Source organism: Pedobacter sp. 10L46_2 (assembly GCF_056395165.1).
Genome location: NZ_JBFTIZ010000067.1, coordinates 1 through 24,731, shown reverse-complemented (window position 1 = coordinate 24,731; position 24,731 = coordinate 1). Strand labels below are relative to the sequence as shown.

27 protein-coding genes are annotated in these 24,731 nt (G+C 40.7%); 13 read left to right on the top strand and 14 right to left on the bottom strand.

Annotated features, from left to right (window positions below):
* Positions 1-267: 267 nt before the first annotated feature.
* From AC1DDX_RS09610 to AC1DDX_RS09600, 3 genes are all read right to left on the bottom strand, one after another.
* The gene (locus AC1DDX_RS09610; RefSeq protein ID WP_337714954.1) at positions 268-960 is read right to left on the bottom strand and encodes a DUF2306 domain-containing protein; all 693 of its coding nucleotides are present in this window, start codon (positions 958-960) and stop codon (positions 268-270) included.
* 125 nt (positions 961-1,085) lie between these two features.
* Positions 1,086-2,222: a helix-turn-helix domain-containing protein gene (locus AC1DDX_RS09605; RefSeq protein ID WP_337714956.1), complete on the bottom strand. Its 1,137-nt coding sequence runs from the start codon at positions 2,220-2,222 to the stop codon at positions 1,086-1,088.
* 399 nt (positions 2,223-2,621) lie between these two features.
* Complete coding sequence (locus AC1DDX_RS09600) at positions 2,622-3,155, bottom strand: DUF2911 domain-containing protein (protein ID WP_172663425.1); 534 nt, start codon at positions 3,153-3,155, stop codon at positions 2,622-2,624.
* Between the two features lie 820 nt (positions 3,156-3,975).
* Here AC1DDX_RS09600 and AC1DDX_RS09595 point away from each other — a divergent pair.
* On the top strand, positions 3,976-4,161 hold the full coding sequence (locus AC1DDX_RS09595) for a hypothetical protein (protein WP_172663426.1): 186 nt from the start codon (positions 3,976-3,978) through the stop codon (positions 4,159-4,161).
* Positions 4,162-4,254: 93 nt separating this feature from the next.
* Here the strand turns inward: AC1DDX_RS09595 and AC1DDX_RS09590 are convergent, their stop codons facing one another.
* The 3 genes from AC1DDX_RS09590 to AC1DDX_RS09580 all read right to left on the bottom strand — a co-directional run bounded on the left by AC1DDX_RS09590 (position 4,255) and on the right by AC1DDX_RS09580 (position 5,184).
* Positions 4,255-4,512 (bottom strand): hypothetical protein, encoded by a 258-nt coding sequence (locus tag AC1DDX_RS09590; RefSeq protein WP_477612079.1) that lies wholly within the window; start codon positions 4,510-4,512, stop codon positions 4,255-4,257.
* 148 nt (positions 4,513-4,660) lie between these two features.
* Positions 4,661-4,852 (bottom strand): hypothetical protein, encoded by a 192-nt coding sequence (locus AC1DDX_RS09585; protein ID WP_337714958.1) that lies wholly within the window; start codon positions 4,850-4,852, stop codon positions 4,661-4,663.
* A 41-nt stretch (positions 4,853-4,893) separates the two neighbouring features.
* Entirely contained in the window at positions 4,894-5,184 is a 291-nt protein-coding gene (locus tag AC1DDX_RS09580) for a hypothetical protein (protein WP_172663429.1), read from the bottom strand.
* Between the two features lie 210 nt (positions 5,185-5,394).
* Here AC1DDX_RS09580 and AC1DDX_RS09575 point away from each other — a divergent pair, with 210 nt between their 5' ends.
* Positions 5,395-5,757, top strand: a complete 363-nt coding sequence (locus AC1DDX_RS09575) for a hypothetical protein (RefSeq protein ID WP_288880101.1) — start codon at positions 5,395-5,397, stop codon at positions 5,755-5,757.
* A gap of 206 nt (positions 5,758-5,963) precedes the next feature.
* Here the strand turns inward: AC1DDX_RS09575 and AC1DDX_RS09570 are convergent, their stop codons facing one another.
* Positions 5,964-6,527 carry a T6SS immunity protein Tdi1 domain-containing protein gene (locus AC1DDX_RS09570; RefSeq protein ID WP_337714960.1) on the bottom strand — a complete coding sequence of 188 codons (564 nt, stop codon included), beginning with the start codon at positions 6,525-6,527 and terminating at the stop codon, positions 5,964-5,966.
* A gap of 263 nt (positions 6,528-6,790) precedes the next feature.
* Complete coding sequence (locus AC1DDX_RS09565) at positions 6,791-7,234, bottom strand: GNAT family N-acetyltransferase (RefSeq protein ID WP_172663432.1); 444 nt, start codon at positions 7,232-7,234, stop codon at positions 6,791-6,793.
* 451 nt (positions 7,235-7,685) lie between these two features.
* On the opposite strand from AC1DDX_RS09565, the gene AC1DDX_RS09560 reads away from it, so the two are divergent.
* From AC1DDX_RS09560 to AC1DDX_RS09525, 8 genes are all read left to right on the top strand, one after another.
* On the top strand, positions 7,686-8,507 hold the full coding sequence (locus AC1DDX_RS09560; protein ID WP_337714962.1) for an alpha/beta fold hydrolase: 822 nt from the start codon (positions 7,686-7,688) through the stop codon (positions 8,505-8,507).
* A gap of 261 nt (positions 8,508-8,768) precedes the next feature.
* Positions 8,769-8,945, top strand: a complete 177-nt coding sequence (locus AC1DDX_RS09555; protein ID WP_172663434.1) for a hypothetical protein — start codon at positions 8,769-8,771, stop codon at positions 8,943-8,945.
* 639 nt (positions 8,946-9,584) lie between these two features.
* The gene (locus tag AC1DDX_RS09550) at positions 9,585-10,148 is read left to right on the top strand and encodes a type 1 glutamine amidotransferase domain-containing protein (RefSeq protein ID WP_172663435.1); all 564 of its coding nucleotides are present in this window, start codon (positions 9,585-9,587) and stop codon (positions 10,146-10,148) included.
* A gap of 75 nt (positions 10,149-10,223) precedes the next feature.
* Positions 10,224-10,781: an NADPH-dependent FMN reductase gene (locus tag AC1DDX_RS09545; RefSeq protein ID WP_337714964.1), complete on the top strand. Its 558-nt coding sequence runs from the start codon at positions 10,224-10,226 to the stop codon at positions 10,779-10,781.
* A 161-nt stretch (positions 10,782-10,942) separates the two neighbouring features.
* The gene (pncA, locus tag AC1DDX_RS09540) at positions 10,943-11,533 is read left to right on the top strand and encodes a bifunctional nicotinamidase/pyrazinamidase (RefSeq protein ID WP_337714966.1); all 591 of its coding nucleotides are present in this window, start codon (positions 10,943-10,945) and stop codon (positions 11,531-11,533) included.
* A gap of 57 nt (positions 11,534-11,590) precedes the next feature.
* Positions 11,591-12,022: a DoxX family protein gene (locus AC1DDX_RS09535; protein ID WP_337714968.1), complete on the top strand. Its 432-nt coding sequence runs from the start codon at positions 11,591-11,593 to the stop codon at positions 12,020-12,022.
* A 383-nt stretch (positions 12,023-12,405) separates the two neighbouring features.
* Entirely contained in the window at positions 12,406-12,588 is a 183-nt protein-coding gene (locus AC1DDX_RS09530) for a hypothetical protein (RefSeq protein WP_337714969.1), read from the top strand.
* 163 nt (positions 12,589-12,751) lie between these two features.
* Positions 12,752-13,186, top strand: a complete 435-nt coding sequence (locus AC1DDX_RS09525; RefSeq protein WP_172663440.1) for a DUF1810 domain-containing protein — start codon at positions 12,752-12,754, stop codon at positions 13,184-13,186.
* 140 nt (positions 13,187-13,326) lie between these two features.
* On the opposite strand, the gene AC1DDX_RS09520 is transcribed toward AC1DDX_RS09525, so the two are convergent.
* From AC1DDX_RS09520 to AC1DDX_RS09505, 4 genes are all read right to left on the bottom strand, one after another.
* On the bottom strand, positions 13,327-14,124 hold the full coding sequence (locus AC1DDX_RS09520) for a DUF4249 domain-containing protein (RefSeq protein ID WP_477621992.1): 798 nt from the start codon (positions 14,122-14,124) through the stop codon (positions 13,327-13,329).
* Between the two features lie 3 nt (positions 14,125-14,127).
* Positions 14,128-16,662 (bottom strand): TonB-dependent receptor, encoded by a 2,535-nt coding sequence (locus tag AC1DDX_RS09515; protein WP_477621991.1) that lies wholly within the window; start codon positions 16,660-16,662, stop codon positions 14,128-14,130.
* Between the two features lie 137 nt (positions 16,663-16,799).
* Positions 16,800-17,783, bottom strand: coding sequence for a FecR family protein (locus AC1DDX_RS09510; RefSeq protein WP_172663443.1), 984 nt, complete (start codon positions 17,781-17,783; stop codon positions 16,800-16,802).
* Positions 17,784-17,853: 70 nt separating this feature from the next.
* Positions 17,854-18,459 (bottom strand): RNA polymerase sigma factor, encoded by a 606-nt coding sequence (locus tag AC1DDX_RS09505; protein WP_477621990.1) that lies wholly within the window; start codon positions 18,457-18,459, stop codon positions 17,854-17,856.
* A gap of 362 nt (positions 18,460-18,821) precedes the next feature.
* Between AC1DDX_RS09505 and AC1DDX_RS09500 the strand changes: the two genes are divergently transcribed.
* The 3 genes from AC1DDX_RS09500 to AC1DDX_RS09490 all read left to right on the top strand — a co-directional run bounded on the left by AC1DDX_RS09500 (position 18,822) and on the right by AC1DDX_RS09490 (position 22,091).
* Positions 18,822-19,664, top strand: a complete 843-nt coding sequence (locus AC1DDX_RS09500; protein ID WP_337714976.1) for a hypothetical protein — start codon at positions 18,822-18,824, stop codon at positions 19,662-19,664.
* Between the two features lie 19 nt (positions 19,665-19,683).
* Positions 19,684-21,588, top strand: coding sequence for a hypothetical protein (locus AC1DDX_RS09495; RefSeq protein ID WP_477621989.1), 1,905 nt, complete (start codon positions 19,684-19,686; stop codon positions 21,586-21,588).
* A 179-nt stretch (positions 21,589-21,767) separates the two neighbouring features.
* A complete protein-coding gene (locus AC1DDX_RS09490; protein ID WP_477621988.1) occupies positions 21,768-22,091 on the top strand; it encodes a hypothetical protein in 324 nt (107 codons plus the stop codon).
* 51 nt (positions 22,092-22,142) lie between these two features.
* On the opposite strand, the gene AC1DDX_RS09485 is transcribed toward AC1DDX_RS09490, so the two are convergent.
* Together AC1DDX_RS09485 and AC1DDX_RS09480 are read right to left on the bottom strand one after the other, a co-directional pair.
* The gene (locus tag AC1DDX_RS09485; RefSeq protein WP_337714980.1) at positions 22,143-23,438 is read right to left on the bottom strand and encodes a sensor histidine kinase; all 1,296 of its coding nucleotides are present in this window, start codon (positions 23,436-23,438) and stop codon (positions 22,143-22,145) included.
* Positions 23,422-24,731, bottom strand: a 1,310-nt coding sequence (locus AC1DDX_RS09480; protein ID WP_477621987.1) for a sigma-54-dependent transcriptional regulator, incomplete at its 5' end; no start/stop codon positions are given. The genes AC1DDX_RS09480 and AC1DDX_RS09485, both read right to left, overlap by 17 nt.

The window sequence follows — 24,731 nt, the reverse complement described above, 5'->3', positions numbered from 1 at the left end:
GTATCAGCTCTGTGCTGAAAGTGAAACCAGGAATGAAGACGTCATTTTTTCTGTCCATAATTTAGACAGAACTCCCGATGAAATTCTCATGCATTGTAATGAATTTTTAAAAAAGTATAGGGATAAGATTTGAGGTCACATCAGCTCAGGGGTGTAAATTGTCTATTTCACCAAAGGTGACCAAGAATCATTATCGCCGAAAATACACTAAAGCCCATGCACGGACTGCACTCAATAAAAGCAAAATTACTACATGTATCTGTGATCTCATTTTTTTAATGTTTTACTAAAATTCGGATAAAATTTTGTACTTAAACCGTTCCCCAGAAATTTCGCACTTTTCTTAGGTATCGTTTTTTGAGTTAATTTCGTTGTGATCAAATAGGCAACGAGCAGATTTGGTATCCACGACAACCAGGCTACAATTATATAGGACGTGTCGTAGATACCGATAACTAAAATCAAAATAGGCAGCCAGATTCTTAGTGTAACAGCAGCAAAACAAGCCGCATAACTGTAGATCATCAGTAATTGATGTTTTCCGATTTGTTGTTTCCTGACGGTTAAGTATGCTATTAAGGTGGTACAAAACCAGATTATGCCTAAACAGCTAAATCCAAGTGATGCCCAGAAACCTCCATCCGAAAAAAGCGCTATGTAGAAACCGGAAAGGGAACTGAATAAAGCCGAAACAACATATATTTTTCCAGTAAGCCTGTGTACTTTGATATTTCTGGACCTAAGTTTTGAGCTAAACTGGAGCCATCCCACAAGTAATGCAACCCCTCCAAAAATAATATGTATATAAAAAGCAATATACCAGACGAGGTTGTTTAAAAGCCACTCTGGTTTGTCATTCATTATTCCAACCTTTCCATTTATTAAAAAATATTTAAGTGGATAAAGTCCAATAATAATTGAAAAAAAGCCAAATAAAATCCACAGGATTTTCTTTTTCATATCAGCGTACTATGTTTAAACTAGTGGGTGCTGCAGGTACAGCATCTTCCCAAACATTATGCAACAAAAATGTACACTAGCGGGCAAAAAATGGTTCCACTTTGTAAGGTGGCACCTATTATTGTTTAGATTGTAGCTTGCAGACTTAATTTCTGCTGTTTTAAATAGGTTGTTGGCGACACTCCTATCTTCTTTTTGAAGTTTCTATTAAAGGAAGTTTTAGAATTAAAGCCAACCTCATATGCTAAAGCTAATAAGGTGAATTTATGATTTCCGGGCCGCATCGAAATGAGTTTAAATTCTTCAATTCTAAGTCCATTGACATAATCATAGAAGTTTTTATCTTCCAGTGTATTGATTACCTGAGATAAAGCATTTGGATGGATGTTCAGTCGTTCCGCAAGTTCATTCAAGCTCAGTTCAGGATCTTTAAACAACTTTTCCTGCTGCATTAACTGCGTAACTTGCAAATGTATTTCTGACAAGAGCGTGTACCCCATTGTCGATTTTTGATATTTTACCTTTGTAGTTATTGAAGATTCATCTTCAATGACACCTAATAATCCCATCTCCAAATGGTTAGCAGGTAAAGTAATGACGTTATTGTTGAAAATCCCAACTTGTTTGATGCCAAAATAGCCAATAGACAAAATAAACAGGTCTACTAACGTAAAGGTAGAGATGTCATTGCCCAAGAGAATAGATAACCAGATCAGGGACATGCCGATCATCAGATTTCTTAACCAGTTCAGATTGATCTTTTCCAGATGAGAAACGAGGTTTGAAATATTTTTGCGGTGTCCTTCTATCAGATAAAGCGACATTATGATATAAGCAATACCAGAAGGTAAAATTGCGAAATGGACGATTTTTAATAAGCCCAAATAACCAATGCCATTGTTTTCGTAAATAAATATCTTCTCGCCTGTGGCCAACAAAAAGAACTTCGACAAAGCAATATATGCTAACACTGCAGGAAGAAAATGAAAAGAACAGTACAATTTCCCGATCTTCTTTCCAGTTAACAAAGTAGCATACAAATACAAAAATGGGCCATGAAGCAGTGGCATGGGAATCTCAAGACCCAAAAAGTACGGATATTCCAGAAATTTATCTGATGCAATTAAGTAATAGCAAAGCAGGTGAATAGAGATCAAAAATAGCCAGAAGGCCAATACCAAATCTGCCCTAGATTTACCTTTTTTTGTAAAAAGCAGTATGGAAAGAAATAAAGAAATGACAACTCCAACAATATGTATCATGGCCTATACTAAGTATGGGCTAAATATAAAAGAAAACGGTAGATTTTGAATTATCATCTCTCTTATCTAATCATTCAAATAGTTAATTCATTCATTGTTAGGCACCCATGCAATTAGAATAAAAAGCGATGGTTTGGACAGCACCCCTTTATATGATTTCATAAAACACAAGGAGGAATTTGATATTTTAAAAGCTGCAGAATGGGTTTCCGTTCACCAGCTGGTCCCGCATGACATCTTGACGTTGATTTAGTATAGCGCAGCAGCTGGCACAAAGACAAATCAGGGCAAAAGGTCTATAAAATAAAAGGCGCCAATCACGTTTATGACGCCTCCCATCCTTATACTTCTGACCGCCTGCCTAATCATTTACAGCAGGCAGGCGAAAAACGTTAAATTTTATTTTACAGTAAACGGCACTGAAATATTGCCCCATTCTAAAACAACCTTACCTGATTTATCGATGGTAAAAGTCATTTTTTCCACGAAGCTTTTTGCTTTTCCAGTTTTGGCATTTACGCGAATGACGTCAGCTGCTTCCTTGTATTCATAGGGACCCGCCGGGTTTGCGGTCTTGTTAAAAATCCACACCCAGTCCTGCGCGCCAGGAATCGAGTGCAATGAGTACTTTCCGGCTGGCAAAGCTTTTCCGTCAATGGTCACATCTTTACCCACTTCAAAAATAGTGGCCTCGTTTGCTCCGGTTCGCCAAACTTTACCGTCAAATGGTGCGATTTCTTTACCTACAGTACGGCCTTTTACCGAAGGTGCGCTGTAATCGATCGTGATTGCTGTGCCTGATTTAGTTGTTCCTTTAGCGATTGCAGGCGGACTCGGGCGTTTACTTTTATCTTCTTTTGGTTTGTCCTGAGCAAATAAAGTTGCTGAAGTAAACAAAGTCACAATTAGAGACAGTACAAATATTTTTTTCATAACATTTAATTTTTTGATTGCTACTAATATAACAAATTTTCATTCGACTGTCATTTGTCCTAAATACACCTTCAATTAACCTAATCATGGAAAAACAAAAAACCCGGCATAGACTGGGTATTATTCCATATGAGGCCACCTCTTTCGCAGAACGCGGCCTCATCTGACAGTCCAAAATTGGGAAAGAACCATATTATGACCTCAGGAATGCTGATTTGATCTGCATACTGGAGAAACTCGTGAAAAGCCTTTTAGTGATTGAGAGAAGCTTGTTTTTAAGCCCGACGAAATGCTATGCTCAGGGATGTCAGATATAAATAAAATTCGTCGCCTATATTTGTAATTCGACCACGCAATTTTTGGTAACGCCCGGCAGTCGCTCAGGCGACAATTTTGACCCGAAATGAATGATTCATAAAAAAGTGTTAAAAAACCTCCTACATATTTTCTTGTCGAAAAACTCAGACACGAAATAAGACGTTTTTTTTTTGCGCTTAGGTACAAATCCCCCACTCTAGGATTTCTGTAATAATATGCTGTTAGCGTATATCCAATTCTTACGGGATAACCATCATGCTCCTTTCTGCAGACTAAAAGATTTTCTTCCGGATTTTTAACTCTTCAAATCCCTCGATTTCTACAAGTATATGCTTCCTATGTATCCGCTTCTTCAGTTTCATCGGCACAGATCTGCTGGTCAACCGTCTGGCAATCCTTTGCATTATAGGCATGTCAAATGAAAGCTGCCGGAACTTTGGATGTAGTCAGTTATTCGAAACTTTCTTACCGTAAAGGTGTTAACTAATTAAACAATCAACAGATGAAATTACTAAACAATGATCAAGCGCCGGCTCCAGGAGCTGGTGTACTTTCAGTATCTTTAAAGGAAACAGAAGATGAACAGTTTGACTCGATTAAAAATCCAGTAAATGAACATGATCTTTGGGAGCTGATCAACCAAGAACTCGTCAGCGATGGTTCACCTGTATGGCGGATGTGGTGCTAACTGAAAAAACTTCCAGGAAATGAGAGTTACCGGGGCAAGCAACAAATTAACTAAGCCTTAAACTGTACTGTTTTTCTGGGCTTTTCTGGGATGCTATATAGGCTTGTTCTGCAGGTAATTTTCGATTTGCTCTCCAAGATGCTCGAGTAAAGCTTCAACAGCCATTCCTTCACCGCACCAGCTTTTGCCACTTCCACCCAACTCCTGCCACATCACACCCAGGGTGGTATGCTGGTCGAAAATGGCATATTTAGGCTCTTCCAAATCAGGAACTACAAGTAGTGGTCTCAGCTCCCCTTCAATGATCACCTGAACCTCAAATGGCTCCCATCCTTCTTCAATATTTCCCATTTAATTAAGTTTTTTCATCACAAAATAAAGATACTTGATATTCAGATCATGGCAATAGCAATCGTGGATTGCTATTGCCCCGAATCTTCGAACAGATTTACCAGCTGTCGGCGTAAACGACAAATAATTTTATCATCACACTGAAGCGCTATTTCCTTGAGCCTGGCTCACCCATACGTCTGAACGGAGCAAGTGCATCAGCTGGTGGGCTATCGTCATCCGTATCTGTTTTCGATTCGCTAGGGCTGTTAACTTTACTGTCTTCAAAGTCAGATAAACCTTGTTTTTTACGTTTCTCTTCCAGCTCCTTTGACTGCTGATCTCGAATTTGCTTTTCCATAATAAATAGCTATTAATTAGAATCCTATAAATCGATAACACCTAAATGTTTTTAGAATTGTAAGCCCCATTTTCCCGATCGCTTTTATAGTTCATGGCATCGTCTTCTTTGCCATTCTCCTGCACGCCTGTCTGATCTTTCAGTTGGTCTGCTTTGTCTTTCTGTCCTTCTTCCTGCATTCGAGATATGCTCATCTTAGCATTAATATTATGCTTACGCTTGTTATCCCTGGTTTTCAGTGGCTGTACGGAAGAGGATTTAAGGCTCGCATGAGCGGCATCATTATTAACGTTAGCGTCCTGACTATTTTTGAGGTTTTCCTGGATATTCATAGTGAAAATGTTTAGGTGTAAATACAACAATCTTAAACACTTATGGTTTTAATATTTCAGGAGCCATTGATCCTGCGTTTTATTTTATGCTTTGATGCCCACTTGAGCTGATGAGAGGAAAATCTACTGGACTGCAAAGCGGAAATCTATCGAAATTACAAAATGAAAAAAAATAGGTCAGTATTTCTAGCAAAACGGTAATTTTGGGTAATGTCTTCCAAATTCCAAATCCTTTATTTTTTTGAAAATGCCCGCCTAATGATTGCGGAGATCAAGCGTTTGGATCTTCCAGAAAACGCAAGCTATACTGAAACTTGTCATTGGCTTTATTTCGATAAACAAACGGGCGCACTGATGAAGCTTTGGTTCCATACGATGGATTCCTCTGGAGAAATCGAAGAAAGGTATTTTGAGCAGGGATTTTTGAAATTCAATGGCACCCAGGCCACCTTTATTGAAAAGTACAACTCAGCTCAACATACTCTGGACAGACGTAGTACAAAAGAAGCATCACCTGAACTCATATCGGTGCTGGAAAGCTATTTTAAACACCCTGAAGGGAAAAAAGATTGATTATTTTGCTGAGGCACTGTTGGGGACATTGCCATTGCCTTGTGCATTACCTTAATTTCCTGCAGTCGGCGCTGAACAGGTCGCGGAATTGCTCTTTCCCATGAACCCCAAATTAATAATAGGCATCAGGTTAAGACCTGTCCAAAGATCCACTATCGAAAGTTTCGCATAGCGATGTATGCTTCATCAAAAAAACATCCTTTACCTTACTTGATCTTGCCAAAACTTTGGGCAATGATAGCAATATGTTCTTTTATTTTTACTTTCTGAAGATGCTCCACTTTTTCCTGCCCACCTAAACTAAGCAAAGGCACATACCCAAAACATTCGTCGTATTGCAGGGCTCCATGGTTTTCCTTGGCGGTGAGGTAATTATGGTCGCTCAAATTAGCCCTTAAAAAGCCCTCATCCGCTAAATCCATATCAAAAAACCATTCCATGTCATCCCCACTTTCTATAATGGAATCCTTGCCATTTCTAAAATATACTGCCCGGATCGCATCACCTGTCCAGGTCAGGAAATCTCCAAGGGCAGTAACCCCAAAAACGATTTCGACATCCGTATTGTCATAGGCTTCATCAAACACAGGTTGAAACTCTAACGGATTAATCAACTTCAGATAGCCATTCATAAAGATTCCAAACCCATAGCTATTCCAAAAGTCAATAAGCTGAGGAGGCAGTTTGCCCTCGTACTTATCCGATACATCGCCTGTTGCCTTTAGTACAATCGAATAGTTCGGGTATTTTTCAAAAAATATATCAAACATAGGCCGAAGGGTTGTTTTAATCAGATGAACCATTCCAACAAGAGGTTTACTACTAAAGAAGGGAAATAACAAACATCGCTTTCAACAAATATTCTGAAAACTTCATGAAATATCAAGGGTTATGCTTAAAAACGTTTTGCAGGGCAGCTAAGGCGGAGTACGGGAAAGATAAACCCATCCAGGGTAACAATACTAAGGATGGTACGGCAAATGTGTGCACGCCTTACGCTGACTAAACGAATAAATGATTCGCTAAACATTTTTTATAAAGCACGATGAATCCAGCGTTGGTAAGTCAATTCAAATTTAGTTTCGCCATTGGAATAGCTTCCGACCTGAGTCCAGCCTTGAAGTGGATAGAATCGTTCTGCACGTGTATTCGGTGCTGTCCCTAAAACTACCTTGTCCTTAGTCTGCTGAAAATACCAATCGATCATTAGTCGATGCAATTCCTTTCCAATCCCTTTTTCTGCAAACTCCGGATCTACAAACAATGCCCAGACACTCTTTTCCAACAGGTCAATAATTGAAAAACCCACAACCCTACCATCCACCTCACAAACCCACCCCTTACCTCTTTCGGAAATGTAATACGCCACATCTTTATCAGGAACAAGATCGGGATTGCTCAAAGTATTCTCTTTCACCAGATGCCGTACTACCTGCATCTGTTTAATATCTGAAAGTTTCGCGGTTCTAAAAATCATAAAGCAGGTTTTCAATTACAGGTCAAAAATTTTTACTACGCCCTTTTACATGACCTGTCTCATCAGGCAGTCAACCAGCGTATCCCTTTCATGAATTTTGTCATTTAAGGTGGTTTTTATATTTATTTTCCGGTGTTGTCGGAGAATTATGAAATCCGGCTGCGTACATTATAAATAAGATGTTCGCTGCAAATATAAAAAACAGCCGTGTTCCTTTCAAATATTTTTGGACAGTCTATTCGTTTCTTGCTGAATGCACAGAAGTTTAATTTGTAGTGACAAGTCAAATACCCTGTGTTATTAGTGGAGATTTTGTTTCCTTAATTTTTGTGTGTCTAATCCTATTTTATTGCAACGAAATCAAAATTTCTTATCCTACATCAACTCAATGGCCACAAAAATTTTAGAGCTTTGATTTATCAACGAAAAGCACAACTTAAAAACTAAAATTATGGCTAAGATTATCACAAAAGACGGAACTGAAATTTATTACAAAGATTGGGGAACAGGTCAACCACTGGTATTCCATCATGGCTGGCCACTATCAGGCGACGACTGGGACGCGCAGATGATGTTCTTTCTGCAAAAAGGATACAGAGTAATCGCCCATGACCGCAGGGGGCATGGGAGATCAAGTCAGGTTTCCGGTGGACACGATATGGATACTTATGCAGCAGATGTCGCAGCCCTTACCGAGGCGCTCGATTTGAGGGATGCTATACATATCGGCCACTCAACAGGCGGCGGCGAAGCGATTCATTACGCTGCAAACCTGGGGAAAAACCGCGTCGCTAAAGTTGTACTTATCAGCGCGGTAACACCATTAATGTTGCAGACAGAAAACAATCCCGATGGTGTACCGATGGCTGTATTTGACGAAATACGTCAGGGTACCGCATTTAACAGGGCACAATATTTCCAGGACTTCACCATCCCCTTTTACGGCTATAACCGTGAAGGTGCCAAAATATCGCAGGGCATCAGGGATAATTGGTGGAGACAGGGAATGATGGGAAGCGTAAAAGCACATCATGGTGGTATTAAGGCATTTTCAGAAACAGACTTCACAGAGGACCTTAAAAGTGTGGATATTCCGGTACTGGTTTTGCATGGAGAAGATGACCAGATCGTTCCATTTCCTATCTCGGGAGCAAAAGCCATCAAATTACTAAAAAACGGGAAATTGATTTCATATCCTGGTTTTCCTCATGGCATGCCGGCTACTGAGGCACCCACTATCAACAAAGATCTTCTGGCTTTTATTCAATCTTAAACAGATTTCAATAACTGGAAATTAGCACATTCCGCAACCCAGAAAAGCTGTCATAACTTAATTTGACAGCTTTTTTTTATTGGTAATGAGCCGATTGTTAAAGCAACACTCATGAATAAGATTAACTTTCCCTACCAGATGAGATTTTCAAAATAGCCAAGTGTGTTAATGTCCTGTTTATTAAAACAATTCTAAAGTGTGATCGTTATATAACTGAAGGCTAATGTATCAAGCTTAATTTATTAACCTAAATTTAGAACAATGAAGAACAGACAAGATGCAAGGCATAGCAGTTCGGAACAGGGCAAACCTACTTCAGATCGAATGTATCACAATGCCAAAGACGACAAAAAGCAACAGGGAATTACCAATGGCGGAGGTCAGAGGTCAGACCAGACTTCCAATAAAGACAATCAACGTAAACGAGAAGGTCATTAAAATACTTTTTGCGTTTTCGGGTAAATATTCTATTAGCTGTAAAAAGGTGTTCAGGTCAGAACACCTTTTTTTGTCTTCTTAGACTTTCAGCGTTTTTAAACATGGAAGCTGAAAATAAGTTAAGAGCGATTTTCCATGAACCAACTGGCGATTAAGCAATTTGAAAAAAACAGGAGCCGGCCGGTGCTTAAACGTACTGGAGCTTCTCCGGTTTTTAATATTAAAAGCGGCTTAATTGTGGGTAGGAAACGCGAGTTGAACTAAATAAGAATATAAGCAAGATTAGATTGTTATTTTAACGGAAACAGATTTTTTCAATAAAGAACGCTTGGGTCAAGTCGCGAACCCCGAACCACCCTGGCCACTGTTATATAGAGATAAGCGCTGGTTGACATCAGTGCTTATTAATCTCCTGGCGATGAAAAGTACAGATTTTTCAGGATTCACTTCAGGGAAATGCTATTCAGCAAGAGAAATTAGGTAATATTCATTTATATCAATTCTGTTTGAGAAGAACAAACCATTAGCATCATTCGTTTCACGCTGTCAAAAAGCGGGAACAACAAAATCTAAAACATTCTGTATTAACCATTGTAGTTATTAAACAGAAAACTAACGTTGAACATTAAAACAATAATCATGGGACAATTAAGCAATCGAACCATAGCCGTTTTATCGGAAAACGGTTTTGAAGAAACAGAATTGACAAGCCCTGTTGAAAGGTTAAAAGAAGAAGGTGCCACAGTTCATATCATCTCGTCTAAATCAGGCAAGATACAGGCAATGAAGGGCGACCATCAGTGGACAATTGAAGTGGATGTAGACAAGACAATCAATGAAGCTAATGCTGATGACTATCATGCATTAGTAATTCCCGGTGGGGTATTAAATCCCGACGCATTAAGAAAGAATGAGGATGCCGTCGACTTTGTAAAAGCTTTTTTTGACCTTGGAAAACCAGTAGCAGCGATCTGTCACGGCCCGCAAGTGCTGATTACAGCTGAAGTTGTAGAAGGTAGAAAGTTGACTTCAACAAAAACCATAAAAATTGACCTGTTGAATGCTGGTGCTGAATGGTATGACCAGGAAGTTGTAGTTGACGCGGGTTTGGTCACCAGCCGAAGCCCAAGAGATCTCCCTGCTTTTAATGACAAGATGGTAGAAGAATTTGCAGAGGGTGTCCATGAAGGGCAACATTCCTAACCCATAAAATTAAGCGGGTATCTAAAAGGTCCCGCTTTGTGTTATTACTGGAAATATCACTCTATACTATTTACCATGACAAAACTTAAAACAGCAGTTCTGGTGGGCAGCCTTCGCAAGGAATCCTGGAACAGAAAAACAGCCAATGCACTCATTGCACTTGCTCCTGACTTACTTACATTGGAGATTATCAGTATCGGCGATCTGCCGCTTTACAACGAAGACCTGGAAACAGCTCCACCTTCGCAATGGACAACCTTCCGTAAACACCTGGCAACTTTTGACGCAGTACTTTTTGTCACTCCAGAATATAACAGGTCTGTTCCCGCAGTACTCAAAAATGCCCTTGATGTCGGCTCTCGTCCATATGGGAAAAGCTGTTGGGATGGAAAACCTGGTGCGGTGATCAGCGTATCTCCTGGCAACATTGGGGCCTTTGGGGCAAATCATCACCTGCGCCAGTCCCTTGTATTTCTGAACGTTCCTGCTATGGCTCAGCCGGAGGCCTATATCGGGGGTGCCGCTAGCTTATTTGACGATAAGGGTATACTCACCAATGAATCTACCAGGGCATTGTTAAAGAAATTTATGGATAGTTTCCAGCTCTGGATCACTAGCAATGTAAAAAAGTAAGAAGATTTTTGTTGATCCTTCATATTACGCCCATGAGGAATATAGACAAAGGTAAATTCCCCTCTTATGCTATAAGCTTATTTTACATTACCTTCAAACTTTAATTTTTCAAACACATCATGCCCGAAACCCATTAAATTAATCACAATCAATCCTTATCTATGAATGCGCTAATTATTATCGATGTGCAGTATGATTTTTTACCCGGAGGTGCTTTAGCTGTTAACCATGGTGACGAAATCGTCCAAACCATTAACGACTTACAGTCAGAATATGATCTGGTAGTAGCCACGCAAGATTGGCATCCAAGGGGTCATAAAAGTTTCTTTACTTCCCACCCAAATAAAATACCATTTGAAGAAATATCGTTAAACGGATTAAATCAGGTACTATGGCCTGAGCATTGCATACAGGGAACAAAGGGCGCAGAACTGGTTCCAGAACTTTTAACGAATGCTGTTGAGGCTATTTTTAGAAAAGGGGTGGATAAAGAAATTGACAGTTACAGCGGCTTTTTTGACAATGGCAGAAAAAAATCTACAGGCATGGCCGATTACCTTAAAGGAAGAGGCGTTACTGAAGTAGCCGTTTGCGGAGTGGCCGCTGATTTTTGTGTGTATTATACTGCAAATGACGCGTTAGACTTAGGTTTTAAATCAAGTATTATAACGCGCGCCGCTAAACCGATAGACCGGGAAAGATATGAACGTGTTAAAAAAGACTTTCAGCTAAAGGGGGGAACTGTTATTTGATCACCCGAACGATCATGCCTGCCGATTGTTAACAGAGCAGTAAATTATTTGACGACAATGACAAAAGAAAATCATTCTGCCACCAATCTAAAAAATCTTGCACGGATAATCTTGGGCCTATTTATGATATTGGCAGGTTTGGGGCATCTAAGTTTTCAGCGGGAAGAATTTCAGGCACAGGTACCAAACTGGATCCCAATGAACCAAGACCTGGTCGTCCTGCTTTCAGGAATCGTGGAGATTTTACTGGGAGTGACAATGATCTTTTGGCGCAAACAAAGAATTAAAGTCGGCATAGCACTTGCCATCTTTTATATACTGGTTTTCCCTGGCAACATTGCCCAGTACACTGAACATCGCAACGCATTCCGGCTKGATACCGACACCAAGCGTCTGGCACGGCTTTTCTTCCAGCCTGTGCTCATCATTTGGGCACTATGGTCCAGTGGTGGTCTCAAACGACAAACCGCACCCGAGCGGAAAAACTAATCGTTGCTGCAACCTAAAACCAGACAGAGACCTGAGCTACACCTTCAATTAAACAATTTTTCATCTATTCTTTGAAGAAAAGCGCAGTCTTTTTGAGCTTTGCCAATGTTCATGTTCCCTTAATTTTCTGCAAACACGCGAGGTGTAAGAGACTTTGCCACACCCTGTCTCTCCACTCAGCCAATCGACCTTTTAGAATTATTGGCAATTAAATTAGCAATGCTAATGCAGATAAGTTAGATTATTTTGGCATAAACCAGGCGATATCTAATTGCGCTGGATGAGAACCTTGAAAACCACGATGTCATCCATAAATTAAAATCCAATGACAAACCTTTTCAATAAGCGTATGTTATTTGATTATGTGCCACTAATTTTTAAACATGAAGTCTAAAGCAAAAGAACGTAGTACCTTTGATTCAGTCAAAAATGCTGCTATAAGCAAGCACACTCATTATTTTCATGCTGATGAAGATTTTAGAGAAGACCGGGACTGGGGAAAAACGGAAACAATTGAGTTCCCCGACAAACAGGATACCTTAAAAATCCATAAAAAAAGAGCATAGTTAAAGTGCTTATTTAGCATCTGAAACCTGAATTTCTGATCAGGTCTTATCCCTATATGGCAGGGTTTATGAGCCATCTGACTGCCCCCCACATCTCAGCAAGGAATCAGGATAACTATTGCTATTCAGCAAATTTTACCCTAATTTGAAAAGAAATTAGACGATGAAGCAGCATAACCTGGAAAGATATATTACAGCACAAAAATCGGTCTTTCAAACCGCTCTGACTGAAATTCAAAACGGCAGGAAAAGCAGTCATTGGATGTGGTATGTATTTCCTCAAATCCAGGGGCTTGGTTATACGGAGATTTCGAGATTTTATGCCATTCGAGACATTGATGAGGCCAAAGAATATCTGCAGCATCGGACATTAGGACCTAGACTCATTTTAATGTGCAATAGCTTACTGGAACTTAAAACCAATGACGCACATCGAGTATTTGGCAGTCCGGATGACCTGAAACTAAAATCATGCATGACCCTATTTGCCTCGGTTTCACCTACAGATCCGGTCTTCGAAAAAGTACTTGATAAATTCTATAACGGTTTAAAGGACCACATCACACTGAAAATATTAAACCTGCAACTAAGGAAGTAAGAATCGTCTCTATTTTTAAAAAATCGCAGAAATGACAGCGATGATGCCCCATTCTCCGCCAAAGTATCAAAACCTGTATAAAGCCTGCAAATCAATGATTAGCAGGCTTTATTGTTTATATCAAGTTTCCCCTCCCTGATTTATGGAACAACAATTGTTTTACGCTGAACGGTATGGGCACTAAAAAAGCCTAATGCCCCACCATTGATATTAGTAACCGGATTTGCTGGTGCAGCCCCATCGGATGAACCGTTGGCATTGGAGAGGCTAAACATATAAGTGTATACAGAAGYATCAATACAATGCATTTCCGCTGTTAAACGATCTCCTTTAACAATATTTTTGCCATGATCTTTGGTTGTGTTTTCAAAGACCAGATACTCATTTATTTCCTGTCCACTGGTAAATTCATCATTGAGCACTTTATATTCACGTTGAATTTTATCATTGATATATTGCTGGAACCAATAGTAGTTTGCCACCCCGGGCGTATCTTTGAATTTCACCATCGGCGTGGTACGGGTTGAATCGTAATCCTTTGGTTTAAGTGTAAAATCCAGGAAAGGTACGTGCTCAGGCATCGTGCTGGATGCGGTGAACATTTCGCCCTGAATGGTTACAGACAGAAAATAGGTTTGACCAGGAGTACCATTAATCGCGGTTGTGGTATAAATCCCCTTACTGATCTCGTTCAACAATACTGAGGTGCCATTATTATCAACCTTAACAATAGCTCCGCTGATGCCGTTAAACTGGTTGTCATCACCAAAATTCTTTGTTTGACTCACATTCACCTGACATACACCTGGTTCGTTGGTAATCATACCCTCAATTACGTACTTTGGGGTATTGTCCTTAAGTTTCAGCTCTATGGCATCTTCACAGGACCAAAGCAACACCATCATAGAAAGTAACAGAAAACGATATATAGAATTCATAAGTTAAAATTTAAAATTGTAAGATACGGATGGAATAAAGCGGAATAAGGTGGTTCTTATTGCCTCGGTACGGTTGGGGTCTGACTCACTATCCTGGAAGGTAATGCGGAATGGATTTTTCCTGCCATAGGCATTGTACAAGCTAAAGCTCAGTTCAGATGAGAATTTCTTGTTCTGTTTCAACATTCGCGTAGCACCCAGGTCTAATCGGTGATAAGCAGGCATACGATCTGCATTGCGTTCAGAGAAATAAAAATAGCTTTGACCAAGTAATCGGTATTTTCCATTTGGAAAAGTAACAGCATTTCCAGTAGAATATACCCAATTTGCAGAAACACTCCATTTTTGGCTCAGTTTATATACGCTGACAACAGAAACATCATGAGTTTTATCCTGACGGGCATTATACCATTGATTGTTGTTGATGCCATCGATTTTTCTTTCCGTTTTTGATAATGTGTAACCTAACCAGCCGCTAAGCCTGCCCGCTTTCTTTTTCAACAGCAGCTCCATACCATAAGCACGCCCCTTGCCAAACAGCAACTGCGTTTCAATTGGTCTGTTTGTAAATATATCAGCACCATTGCGGTAATCAATCTGATTTTTCAGTGTCTTGTAATACGTTTCGACCGTTAGCTCATAAGCAGAGCCAATGTTCCGATAGTAACCCAATGACACCTGGTCACTCAATTCAGGTTTAATAATGTTGGTACTGGCCACCCACCTATCGGTTGGAGAAGCGGCATTAGAATTAGAAATCAAGTGCAGGTTTTGCACATTCCTCACATAAGATGCTTTAACCGATGCCCACTCACCGACTTGCAGTGCAGCGGCTAAACGCGGTTCTAAATTAACATAAGTTTTTACCAGTTCTCCCCTTTTGTAAGCAGTTGAGCCGATTACATCTCCTGCCTGGTTGATGCTGTAATAGTCACCAGGGCCCAATATGGTGAAAGCTGATACTCTCAATCCATAAGTAAGGGTAAGCGCACTACTGGCCTTCCAGGTATTACTCACATAGACTGCGTTTTCCAATGAGTATCTATTTTGAAGGTTCTGTGAAATGAAACCGGAATTTCCTGTGGCCTGCACTTCTCCAGGTTTTATGGTATGGAATATTGAGTTCAAACCAAAGCTAATCGTATTCTGCTCATTAGCATACCACTGGATATCCTCCTTAACATTCCAATCACGAATCTGCGAGAGCATGGTTGCGGTAGCATTACCCCAGTTGATTCCAGAAAGGTTATCCGAGGCCAATACATCCTTTCCAAAATAGCCGGATAAAAACAAACGGTCTTTATCCCCTAATATATAATTGGCCTTGGCATTAACATCATAAAAATAAAGCTGTGTATTGTTGATCGAAGTATCGCTGGAGAGTTTTAGGAACATGTCTGCATAAGTCCTGCGGGCAGAGATGAGAAACGATGACTTATCCTTTTGAATTGGCCCTTCTACATTTAATCGTGCAGCAATAAGGCCAATTCCCCCGCTTACCCCCAACTTTTGATTGTTTCCGTCATTCATTTTAACATCCAGAACTGATGACAGACCACCACCATATTGAGCCGGCATTCCACTTTTATACAGCGTTACATTTTTAATTGCATCAGAATTAAAGGTCGAAAAGAAGCCCAGCAAATGGGAGGCGTTGTATACTGGCGCTTCATCTAATAAGATCATATTCTGGTCTGCCGTTCCGCCGCGCACAAACATACCACCATTTCCCTCTCCGGCAGTTTTCACGCCAGGTAATAGCTGCAAGGTTTTGATTAAATCCGGCTCTCCCATGAGTACAGGGACCAATTTAGTTTCGCTGATGCTCAATCGTTCCATTCCCATTTGCGGATTTCCGATATTTCGTTGTGCGGAAGTACTATTGATTGTAACCGTTTCCAATAAATTCTGATCATCAGTTAAGGTAGCATTCAGATTCGTATTTTCTTTCAAATCAATCCGGACTCTGTAGGTTTTTGAGCCGACAGCGCTAATCTCCAGATCATAGCTACCCTTTATCAGGGTAATGGAATAAAAGCCATATTCATTGCTGGCTGTAGCTAAATTAGCGCCCACGATCCTTATGGTTGCGGCAATTAAAGTTTCGCCTGTACTTTGCGATTTAACTGTTCCGCTTAGTGTATACTTTTCTTTGCTTTGTGCCGGATTTGCCGCCGGACCGGCCTCGTCCTTTTTTGTTTTTTCGGGATCAAGGCGAATGAATACTTCTTTATCCAGTATACTGAATTGCAGCGGCTTGTCAGCAAAAGCCAATGTCAGAATCTCTTTCAGGCTTTTATCCCAGGCGGTAATGCTGATCTTAATAGAACTGCTTGCAATCTGTTCATTAAAGGTGAATTTTGCACCGGAAATGGAAGTTATTTTATCTAGTGCTTTTTTAAGTTGTTCGTTTTTTAAGCTTATACTTAACTTTTTATCCAATGGACTTTGGGCATGTGCCCGCGACTGTAGGACTATCAGAAATAATAAGACAACGGCAATAAAGGTTAGGAACCCAACAGGTTCTAGTTTTTTCATTGATATGTTTGTTTGACAGTTATGGATTCATAACTTTATAATTAAATATTGATTTCTTATGTCCTGTAGTTCTCAAGGCTCGGACATTTTAAATTAGTTCAGATACTTGCCTGGTTCTGTATAACAGAATCGGGCATTTATTTTAGGATCACATAATGCCCTCCCTCTTTTCGCCATTTAGCTTCCACAACGGTACTTAGCTTGTTTAATGTTTCATCCAGCGGAGCTGACATGTTCAGATTCCCATAAAATATTGCTTCAGATAACTGCTTATCTAATTTAATTTTTATGTTATACTGATTTTCAAGATCTCTGCTGACTTCCTGAATTTCTGCTCCTTTGTATTCATATAAACCTAATCGTTTATTCATAAAGGTAGCAGCATCAGGATAGTCCACTTTTGAAATACGCGAGGAAATTTTATCAAACACGATACGCTGATTAGCCAATATCGTGTCTCGTTTGCTGCTGTTTGAACCATTAAGTGAAACAGTTACTCTCCCGGTCACAAGGGTCACATTTATTATGTGTTGTTCTTTGTAGGCGGTTACATTAAATGCAGTGCCAAGTACCGTAGTATTGATTTGGCCACTTTTAATGATAAATGGATGTTTGACATCATGTGCTACTTCAAAAAAAGCCTCCCCTTCCAATGATACTTTACGTTCAGTTCCTTCAAATCTGTCGGAATAACTAAGCTTACTATTGGGACTTAGCCACACTTTGGTGCCATCTGACAAATCAAATTGTTTACGCTCGGTTGATGTTGTGATTGATTTGGATTCCTGCGGAGGATTAAATATCCGAGACACATCGGACCAGTAAAAGCAAATTCCTATTACAATTAACAACGTTGCAGCAATACCTGCAAGCCTCTGCATGCCAAAACTGTTGCGACTTGATATCAGTCGATGTGTGGTCTTTTTATCAGGAAATGGAGGGGTTAACCCTTTCTCTGGACTAATGGCGGTTTGATCCCATGTTGCCGACATTAGCGTCATTACCTGTTCATCATCTTTACTTTTCTCAAGCAACCTGAAAAACAATTTCAGCTCTTCTGCTGTACACTGATTGTTCAGGTACTGATGATACAAATATTCAAATTGAACTTTTTCTTCCACAGTTTAAAAATTTACCGGAGGCTGCTTACCCGGCCGGTTTATTATAATACAACTGAAAAAGATGATAGGACTAGTTGGAACKAAAATAATTTGAGGCAATCAGAAAACAAACGATACTTCCATGTTTGCTGACATAGCTGCGAATAAACTTCGTAGCAACAACCATATGATTTTTAACCGTGTTTTTTGAAATATTCAGCCTTTCGGCAATCTGTTCATGAGTCATCTCTTCATTACGGCTCATTTGATAGATCAATTTCTTTTGTGCCGGCAAAAGTGCAATGGCTTCATCATAGGTTTTGAGTAACTCTTTCTCCAGGAGGCTGTCGTCAGTTGAGTGGCGAATAGCATCCATATAATTTAACACCTCTTCCTGCAGCACCTTGTCGCGTGCTATTTTTTTGAGGTGGTTAAGCACATGGTTTAGTGTAATTTTTCTGATGTAGGCATCAAAATTGAGTTCAGGGTTGATCTGGTCTTTTTTCTGCCAGATCCTGATGAAAACTTCCTGCACAACTTCCTCTGCCGTCTCCGCAGACTTACAAAGGTTGCAGGCATAAAGGTATATTTTACTTCTGTACAGGTTATAGATTTGCGCAAAAGCCAACTGATCACCTTCTCTGAGCTTTTTCAGTAGTTCAATGTCCTCAGTGATATCCGGCAGATGTGTAGGCATAAAAATCTATTGCGCCCAATGTTAGATAAAAATTCTTAGAATTGGAAACAATCGGGTCAACTGTAAAACTTTCCGATCATATGGTCAATACAAATGACAAACCACTTTAAAACCCTTTTGCATATTTTTTGTCTCTTTTGACCAGTTGGGAGCTTTTCTGATAAGACACCTAAATTTTACCCTAAAAAACCATTAAAAGTCAGATCAATAGTTTTCAAAAAGAACAGAATCAAGGGTAGAGAATTTGTTACAAAGAATTAACCCAATAATAACCTAAAGTTGGTATTAATCAAAACCAGCATTCCTAATATTACCCAGACTTTAAATTACTGGAGTCACAAAATAATTCTAGTTCAAAACAAATGAAAAAAATCCTGCTTTTTACAATCCTTCAATTGCTGATCATCAAGGGCATCGCCCAAACGATTAATACCGTAAATTCCGGGGACCCATTTGGAATGACCTCAACTCAGCCATTCTTATTTTCCATAAACACCCTTACCCCTCAAAATACCAGATGGAATATCCATTATTCAGGAAGTTATGGGCAACGGACGACAGGACAGTTCGGATACGATGGTCTGGGGCAGCAGTTTGGCGTAAAAGGCTATTTGGGTAACCGTTTCACTTTATATGCCACTGCGGCAATCGGTTTCGCAAACCGTGGTGGGATAACCTCTGCCGAGCAAGCTGAAGTAATTAGGGATTTAATTGGCGGCACACAACTCAGTGGTTTTAGACTCGGCGCTGGGTTGGGGGTAAGTCGGGATTGGTCAAACGTAAAATCAGCCATCAGTAGGATAACCGCCTCATTTGATCAAATCAATTGGCGTTTGCTGGGTAATTTAAGGTTTGAAAAAGCATTCGACAGTAATAGAGATAAACTGGATTTTATTACCAGTCTGGGTTACCAGCATCGCATTTCTGGCGGACTATATGTGGGTTTTGAAGCCGTAGGTCAGGATCTGGAAGGATTCTGGGAAAAAGATGAAGCAGAAGGAGGTGCCAAAGTATTAGTCGGTCCTGCGATAAACCTTGAACCCGCCCATTCAAAACTATCGTTCTCGCTTTCCGGTGGACCGGTATTTTATGCAACCAGAAGCCAGGTAATCCCATCAGAAGCCATTCGCGATATTGGCACGGTAGCATCAGGAAACGGATATACCATCAGAGCTTTGATTAACTTCAACTTGCGCAATCATTAAAACCTTATTCAATAGTAGTATGAAAAAATTCATTATATTTTTTGCATTTGTATTTGTGATCAACCAGACTCAGGCACAATGGCCGGGAAAGATTGAAAAAACAAGTCAGATCTTATTGCCGAATGGCTGGAAATTAAGTCCTGCAGGCCGCTCGATCAATTTAGGAGATCTGCCACTGAACATGCAACTAAGTTCAACAGGTAAATTCCTTGCAGTCACTAATAACGGGCAAAGCATACAGTCGCTACAGCTAATTGATCCTAAAACTGAAGCCATACTTGACGAACAGGTATTGGCCAAATCCTGGTATGGACTGGCTTTCAGTAAAGATGAGCAACATGTGTATGTATCCGGAGGAAACGATAACTGGATTCTGGACTTTCGGATCGAAAACAATAAACTGGGGAAAAGCGATACCATTAAGCTTGGCCCAGTTTGGCCGAAGGGAAAAATAAGCCCTGCAGGTATTGCCGTAAATAAAGCAAATACGCGGCTATATACCGTAACCAAAGAAGACAGCACCCTTTACATCATCAATCCTAATGAAAAAAAGGTGTTGAAAAAAGTGCAGTTACCGGCAATTGCATATAGCTGCCTCCTCTCTCCAGACGGCAATAAGTTATACATCTCTTTATGGGGCGGGCGGGCTGTAGCGATCGTCAGCACTGCATCAGAAGAAATTGTTCAGCAGGTCCTGGTCGGAGATCATCCAAATGAATTGCTTTTAAATAAAAAAGGTAACTTTTTATTTGTTGCCAATGCGAATGACAATACCGTTTCGGTGATCAATACCCTAACCAATAAGGTAAGTGAAACCATTGCGACAACCCTTTATGCCACCCAGTTAACAGGCTCCACAACCAATGGACTAGCCTTAAGCACCAACGAGAAAACACTTTATATTGCCAATGCCGATAACAATTGCCTTGCAGTTTTTGATGTCAGTCGCCCAGGCAGCAGTCAGAGCCTGGGCTTTATACCCGTAGGATGGTACCCGACCAATGTAAAAACCCTGGGGTCAAAGATCCTGGTTACAAATGGCAAAGGTAATACCTCGCTAGCCAATCCGGAAGGTCCACAGCCCATATCAAAAGCGGATAACAGTGGCTATCAGATGGGCGGTACAGCTAATAATAAACTCCAGTACATCGCCGGTCTGTTTAAAGGAACCTTATCTTTTATTGATGTACCTAAAGCAGAGCAATTAAAATCTTATACAGCTCAAGTTTACGCAAATACGCCATTTAGCGACAAACGAACAATATTGGCCGATGGAGAGGCCGGAAATCCTATTCCGCGAAAACAGGGGCAGAAATCCCCCATAAAGCACGTGTTTTATATCATTAAGGAAAACCGAACCTATGATCAGGTTTTGGGCGATCTCCCTCAGGGTAACGGCGATTCTTCCTTAACACTTTTTGGCAAAAAGATTACGCCTAATCAGCATGCGCTTGCAGAAGACTATGTGCTACTGGATAATTTCTATGTAGATGCCGAAGTAAGTGCCGACGGGCACAACTGGAGTATGGCCGCTTATGCTACTGATGTTATTGAGAAATCCTGGCCAACCGGGTATGGAGGCCGGGGAGGTACGGGGAATTATGAGGGTGGCCGTCCGATAACGTATCCTAAGGATGGATTTATATGGGATTACTGTCAGCGCGCGGGTATTACCTACCGTAGCTATGGAGAGTTTGGGGATTATGCCAAAGCGAATATCAAATCACTTCAAKGGCATATGTGCCCTGCATCTCCCGGTTTTGATATGGACATTACCGACCAGGTGAGAGCTGATGCCTGGCAGCATGACTTTGATTCTTTATTAAATGTCGGTGCAGTTCCGCAATTCAGTACGCTAAGGATTTCAAACGACCACACCAGTGGACAGAAAAAAGGCAAGGTATCTCCGGTGGGCGCATCTTAGAACACCTATCTCACAGTCCGATCTGGAAAGAATCAGTTGTTTTCATTTTAGAGGACGATGCGCAAAATGGACCCGACCATGTAGACGCCCATCGCTCACCGGCTTACGTGGTAGGACCTTATGTAAAACGAAATACAGCAGTACATACCATGTATTCTACTTCGGGCTTTTTAAGAACCATGGAACTGATTTTAGGCCTGCCACCAATGAGCCAGTATGATGCCGCAGCGGTTCCATTATTCGAATGCTTTACAAGTACACCTGATTTTAAACCCTATACGGTAAAACAGCCTTTAATAGATTTGGACACCCGCAATGTAGCCAACAACGAAAGCAGCCGACGTTCTGAGCAGTTTAATTTTGCAAAAGAAGATGCTGCTCCTGATCTTGATCTGAATGAGGTGGTCTGGAAATCTGTAAAGGGTGAGCATTCAGTGATGCCAGCTCCCAAAAGAAGTGCTTTTGTAATCCTCGAAAAAAAGAAAAAGGATGATGATGACTAAAAAACTAGCGAGCTATTTACTTTTCAAGATAGCTAACGGGTTTAACTCGAATTACATCACGATCTTGAATTCTGTCCATTCACCAATAGTTTGCAAAGAAAATTTAAAATTGTGGTTATAAAGGATTTCCCTTGTCAACATCAATCCAATACCTTGTCCATTTTTGGTCGTGCTAAAAAAGGGAGAGAAAAGCCGACGGCTGACCTCATTTGGGATTCCAGGTCCGGTGTTCGAAATGGAAATCATTTGATCTGGTGAAGCAGTTTTGATGCGTATGGTTCCCGAATAGTCCACAGCCTCAATCGCATTTTTCAGAATATTTATGAAGACCTGTTCCAATTGCTGGTAATCAGCAAAGGTTTCAAGCACCAATGCATCCAGGTCCCACTGCCAGCTGACATTTTTTTTTCTGGCAGTAGGTTCCATAAGGAGCACAACTGAGCGAAGCAATGCGATCAGGTCAACAATATGCTTAACGGGTTCAGGAACACGCACAACCCTGGCAAAATTCGACATCAGATCACTCAGGCTATGGTTGCGGCCTATGGAAGTATTTAGGGCCGCATCATAATCTTCCTGATCAGCTTCATCCAGTTGATGTTTGTAATTTAGGCAGCTGTTAAGAATTGAATTGATGGCACCGATAGAATTGTTCACCTCATGAGACATCATCTTAATCACCTTCTCATAAGCATTTTTTTCCTTCAGGTAGATCTCGCGACTAAGTTCTTCAATCGTAATAAAAGTCCGTGAATACCCAAGATCTGTGAAGGTCGATTTGTGGCATTTGTAGGATTTTATTCCATTCAGATTAATTACTTTAGCATCATTCACTTTTACCAGTACCAGTTCTTCAGCAAGTCGTCCGCCAATTTGGCTCAATGATTTACCTAAAATCTCACCACGCTGCAGACCTAATATTTCTGTAGCGGCAGGATTCACTGCCCCAATAATTCCGTTAAACTCAAATATAATGATCCCCGAAGGAGAGGCTTCAATAAGTTTTCCTAAGAAGGAACTTTTCTCCGCCTGAAGCAGGCGCTCATGTCTTAATTGTCCGATCATCATGTTATACACATCGATCAATTCATCCATCTCGGGATGTCCAATCTGGTTCAATCTGGCACTAAAATCCTTGTCTTTCAGCGTTTCTATTCCCGAGGAGATGGTATCAAACGTCTGGCTGATCGAACGATACAACCAATAAGAAAAGATCAGCGAAACAAAAAGCATGCCCTCCCCGATCAGGAAAGCAGTTCTGCTTGCCGCATATAGTTCCGTAAGCAGGTAGATAAATACCGCATGAACAACAAGTGCCACCAATAAAACTTTAGTTTTGAGCTTCATAAGGGATGTTGTATTTCTCCAGTTTACGGTATAGCGTGCCCCTGCTTAAACCCAGTGCTTTGGCCACTCTGCTAATATTATTTTGATGAAAAGCCATTGCATTCCTGATCATGGAAAGTTCCATTTCATCAATTGATAAAGTTCCCACAGCAGGTAACGTCAGCGAGGCATTTGGTAATCGTTGGGCTTCCAGGTGTTGCTCAAAATCCTTTATATACAAGTAATCCCCTTCGCTGAGCAATACAGTACGTTCAATCAGGTTTTTAAGTTCTCGGATATTACCCGGCAGCGGAAGTGATTTTAACCAGTTATAGGTTTTTCTATCTATCTGAAGCTTCGGCCGCTGATAAATTTCTTTAAGGTTTTTCAAGAAATAATTGGCCAAAATCGGAATATCTTCTGTACGTTCCCGAAGCGGTGGCAAACGGATAATGATCAGGTTGATGCGGTAATACAAGTCCTCCCTAAATTTTGCAGCAGAGATCATTTCCCTTAGATCGCGGTTGGTGGCACAGACTACCCTAAGGTCAACGGACCGGGTCCTGCTGTCACCCAACACCTCATACTTGCGGTCCTGTAATACTCTCAGCAGCTTTACCTGGCTGTTTAAATCCAGGTCACCTATTTCATCTAAGAAAATGGTGCCTTTATCGGCCAGTTCAAACCGACCTACTCTGTCGGTGCGCGCATCCGTAAAGGCGCCACGTTTATGACCAAACATCTCACTTTCAAATAAGCTGGAAGAAATTCCTCCAAGATTTACTTTTACAAATGCTTTATTTCTGCGGGAACTGTTTTCATGAATGGCTTCCGCTACGAGTTCTTTCCCAGTGCCACTCTCTCCAATAATGAGTACTGAGGCATCAGTGCTACTGACCCTTGCAATGGTCTGTAATACCTCCAAAAGTTGTGGATCTTCACCAACAATATTCTCAAAACCATATTTTTCATTCAGCTTCTTACGCGTCATTGCCCCTGGCGTATCCAATTCAATTGATAAATCCAGTGCTGTTCTTAATGCCCGCATTAAATGTTCGTTGTCCCAGGGTTTATTGATAAAATCTGCTGCCCCGGCTTTCATGCCCTCCACTGCCAGTTTAATCGATCCCCATCCGGTCATTAAAATAACTGGCAGCAGTGGTCTTGATTTTTTGATCTGCTGCAGCATAGCCAGCCCATCTTCCCCTGTAGTTTCCATAGAAAAGTTCATATCCAACAATACCGCATCTACTGGCTTTTCTTTAAGGTGCTTGAGTGCCTCTTCGGGACCATTTGCCTTGATGGATTTAAACC

Bases quoted from the DNA above. Each gene is read 5' to 3' on its own strand.
- AC1DDX_RS09610 (WP_337714954.1), bottom strand. From the start codon at position 960: ATGAAAAAGAAAATCCTGTGGATTTTATTTGGCTTTTTTTCAATTATT.
- AC1DDX_RS09605 (WP_337714956.1), bottom strand. From the start codon at position 2,222: ATGATACATATTGTTGGAGTTGTCATTTCTTTATTTCTTTCCATACTG.
- AC1DDX_RS09600 (WP_172663425.1), bottom strand. From the start codon at position 3,155: ATGAAAAAAATATTTGTACTGTCTCTAATTGTGACTTTGTTTACTTCA.
- AC1DDX_RS09595 (WP_172663426.1), top strand. From the start codon at position 3,976: ATGAAATTACTAAACAATGATCAAGCGCCGGCTCCAGGAGCTGGTGTA.
- AC1DDX_RS09590 (WP_477612079.1), bottom strand. From the start codon at position 4,512: ATGGGAAATATTGAAGAAGGATGGGAGCCATTTGAGGTTCAGGTGATC.
- AC1DDX_RS09585 (WP_337714958.1), bottom strand. From the start codon at position 4,852: ATGGAAAAGCAAATTCGAGATCAGCAGTCAAAGGAGCTGGAAGAGAAA.
- AC1DDX_RS09580 (WP_172663429.1), bottom strand. From the start codon at position 5,184: ATGAATATCCAGGAAAACCTCAAAAATAGTCAGGACGCTAACGTTAAT.
- AC1DDX_RS09575 (WP_288880101.1), top strand. From the start codon at position 5,395: ATGTCTTCCAAATTCCAAATCCTTTATTTTTTTGAAAATGCCCGCCTA.
- AC1DDX_RS09570 (WP_337714960.1), bottom strand. From the start codon at position 6,527: ATGTTTGATATATTTTTTGAAAAATACCCGAACTATTCGATTGTACTA.
- AC1DDX_RS09565 (WP_172663432.1), bottom strand. From the start codon at position 7,234: ATGATTTTTAGAACCGCGAAACTTTCAGATATTAAACAGATGCAGGTA.
- AC1DDX_RS09560 (WP_337714962.1), top strand. From the start codon at position 7,686: ATGGCTAAGATTATCACAAAAGACGGAACTGAAATTTATTACAAAGAT.
- AC1DDX_RS09555 (WP_172663434.1), top strand. From the start codon at position 8,769: ATGAAGAACAGACAAGATGCAAGGCATAGCAGTTCGGAACAGGGCAAA.
- AC1DDX_RS09550 (WP_172663435.1), top strand. From the start codon at position 9,585: ATGGGACAATTAAGCAATCGAACCATAGCCGTTTTATCGGAAAACGGT.
- AC1DDX_RS09545 (WP_337714964.1), top strand. From the start codon at position 10,224: ATGACAAAACTTAAAACAGCAGTTCTGGTGGGCAGCCTTCGCAAGGAA.
- pncA (WP_337714966.1), top strand. From the start codon at position 10,943: ATGAATGCGCTAATTATTATCGATGTGCAGTATGATTTTTTACCCGGA.
- AC1DDX_RS09530 (WP_337714969.1), top strand. From the start codon at position 12,406: ATGAAGTCTAAAGCAAAAGAACGTAGTACCTTTGATTCAGTCAAAAAT.
- AC1DDX_RS09525 (WP_172663440.1), top strand. From the start codon at position 12,752: ATGAAGCAGCATAACCTGGAAAGATATATTACAGCACAAAAATCGGTC.
- AC1DDX_RS09515 (WP_477621991.1), bottom strand. From the start codon at position 16,662: ATGAAAAAACTAGAACCTGTTGGGTTCCTAACCTTTATTGCCGTTGTC.
- AC1DDX_RS09500 (WP_337714976.1), top strand. From the start codon at position 18,822: ATGAAAAAAATCCTGCTTTTTACAATCCTTCAATTGCTGATCATCAAG.
- AC1DDX_RS09490 (WP_477621988.1), top strand. From the start codon at position 21,768: ATGGAACTGATTTTAGGCCTGCCACCAATGAGCCAGTATGATGCCGCA.
- AC1DDX_RS09485 (WP_337714980.1), bottom strand. From the start codon at position 23,438: ATGAAGCTCAAAACTAAAGTTTTATTGGTGGCACTTGTTGTTCATGCG.